Origin of the sequence: Tunicatimonas sp. (genome assembly GCF_049647865.1) — a bacterium.
In the GTDB taxonomy this organism is placed as follows: Bacteria; Bacteroidota; Bacteroidia; order Cytophagales; family Cyclobacteriaceae; genus Tunicatimonas.
On record NZ_JBARYM010000558.1, the window covers coordinates 1 to 2,053 of the forward strand.

A 2,053-nucleotide genomic window follows, 5' to 3' on the forward strand; every position below is an offset into this window, starting at 1 on the left:
CCACCGTCTACGTATTTGTCGTAGACTCGAACTGCGATAGTATTAAAACTTCCTGGATTTAGTATGTTAGAAGGAACCGAATAATTGCGAACCTGCCGATAAGCAACATCGTCACTCAATTCCGGACGGTCATTACTACGGAAGCCAGTTGAACCAACTTTTATTCCGTTAACGAAGGTTTGGTCGAAGTCATCAATCAACCCTAACAGTAGTAGCATCTCATCGCCGGCGAAATCTTCCGGTAAGAAAAAAGTTTTTCGGTACCAAGCGTAGCCATCGTAGTTATGAAATCCTTGAGCCTCCCAGAAGTAGGGCACCATAATTTTTTCCCACTTGCTATCCCCCAAATCGTTTTCCTTCCATCGGGAGTTATCTCCCAGAGTAAACTTCCACACTCCCCGAAGATCAACATCCAATTGAGCTTCGGAGTCGTCGATCATTAAACCTACTTTTCCCGCAATGATTCCACCATCTATTTTTGAATCATACACTCGAACTGAAATGACATTAACTCCATCAGTATTTAAGTATTCTACTGGAATTGGGTATCGCCGATACGCTCGGTAGGCCGTGTGAAAGTAAGGGGGAAATGAACCGGAGAATCCAATAAGCTTTCCATTTAAGTAAACTTCATCTGCATCATCGATATAGCCTAATGAGAGGTAAAGATTATCTCCTTCCACCGAGGAAGGTAGAGTAAAAGACTTACGGTACCAGGCGTAGCCATCGTAACCATGAAATCCTCGACTTTCCCAGGGGGCTGGGGCACGAATGGTCTCCCACTGGCGATCATTGAAGTCGGGGTTAGCCCACTGAATGTTATCGCCAATGGAAAACCGCCAGTCACCCGATAAATCTAATACCATACGCCAGTTGTTTGCCAATAGGGTTTGGCTGAAAAGCATTCCTACCAAAAGGACCAGCGTTTTTACTGATGTAACTTGAAGCATAATTCTTATTAGCAGCGGGCTAAACTACGTAATGGTCAAAAAATAATATTATTGTTTTATGCGGTCATTCTCGGTCTCATACTGCGCGGATCGCCGCCCGGTTAAAAAGTCTCGCTGGGATGCCGGTCGCCGAAGTGCTGCTTCGTCTACATTTTTGCCTTGTCTGAAACCAAAACTATCTCCCATAAAAACGAAAACTTGTTTTTTAACCGTTACTAAAGCATATTTTAGCTTAGCGGTTATCTCATTTGCGAGCAGACTTGCGGGTCTTGATCGCGATTGTTTGTTTTTGGTAGTCAATAATAAATCCGTATCGTTTCATAACATCGGAACCGATGATTCCGTCTATTTTTAAATCAATCCTACTGCCTAATGATGATACTACGCCCGATAAGTCGTAGGTTTTAAATAGTGCTTTAATGGGCATAGAACCAATGATCATTTTAACGTTTTTTGCCTTGTAAATGGTTTGGCGTTTACCACTGAGTCCCAATACTTGCTGACTGCTTGCGCTAACTTGTAATGGTTGAAAGTTAAAATGATTGGCTTCACGCTTATGGAGAATTGTCATATCCGAACCGGTATCTACTAAGAAATATGCTGACTTTCCGTTCAGTTTAACTTTGATAATAGGTTTGTACTGCCAGTTCACTACTTTAACATATTCGTAAGTTTCGTTAGTAAATCCTGAGAGCAAAATCCCAATAAGCGACATAAGTAGCGTTAATTTTTTCATTGGGAGGGTATTAAGTTCTTAGTATAAAGTACGTGAACTACCCTCTAACATTTGCCACCGTACCGTCAAAGCTTGTAAAAAAATGTCATATCTAAGTAAACAACGATGGGTGATTAATGACATATGAGTGATACTGGACAGACTAATAGGCTATTTTTATTGTTCATTTATCAATATTCACTAATCTTCGTATTTATGGGATTAATTTGTAACCTACTCCGTGGACGGTAAGAATATGGCGAGGATCATTTGGATTAGATTCAATCTTCTGGCGAAGTTTCACAATAAAGTTATCTACCGTACGGGTGGTGGGCTGATCGTCTTCGTATCCCCAAATGTTCTCTAATAAATCATACCGGCTAACCGG

4 protein-coding genes are annotated in these 2,053 nt (G+C 41.2%); all 4 read right to left on the bottom strand.

Features of this window, described 5'->3' with window-relative positions; translation table 11 throughout:
* Nucleotides 1-950, bottom strand: a 950-nt coding sequence (locus tag WBA23_RS16475; protein ID WP_424583382.1) for a beta galactosidase jelly roll domain-containing protein, incomplete at its 3' end; no start/stop codon positions are given.
* 48 nt (nucleotides 951-998) lie between these two features.
* Nucleotides 999-1,136 carry a hypothetical protein gene (locus WBA23_RS16480; RefSeq protein WP_424583383.1) on the bottom strand — a complete coding sequence of 46 codons (138 nt, stop codon included), beginning with the start codon at nucleotides 1,134-1,136 and terminating at the stop codon, nucleotides 999-1,001.
* A 58-nt stretch (nucleotides 1,137-1,194) separates the two neighbouring features.
* On the bottom strand, nucleotides 1,195-1,686 hold the full coding sequence (locus tag WBA23_RS16485) for an aspartyl protease family protein (RefSeq protein ID WP_424583384.1): 492 nt from the start codon (nucleotides 1,684-1,686) through the stop codon (nucleotides 1,195-1,197).
* 193 nt (nucleotides 1,687-1,879) lie between these two features.
* Nucleotides 1,880-2,053, bottom strand: a 174-nt coding sequence (locus WBA23_RS16490; RefSeq protein ID WP_424583385.1) for a winged helix-turn-helix domain-containing protein, incomplete at its 5' end; no start/stop codon positions are given.

What these genes read in the sequence shown, in the direction of transcription:
- WBA23_RS16480 (WP_424583383.1), bottom strand. Translation starts at nt 1,136, where the DNA reads ATGGGAGATAGTTTTGGTTTCAGACAAGGCAAAAATGTAGACGAAGCA.
- WBA23_RS16485 (WP_424583384.1), bottom strand. Translation starts at nt 1,686, where the DNA reads ATGAAAAAATTAACGCTACTTATGTCGCTTATTGGGATTTTGCTCTCA.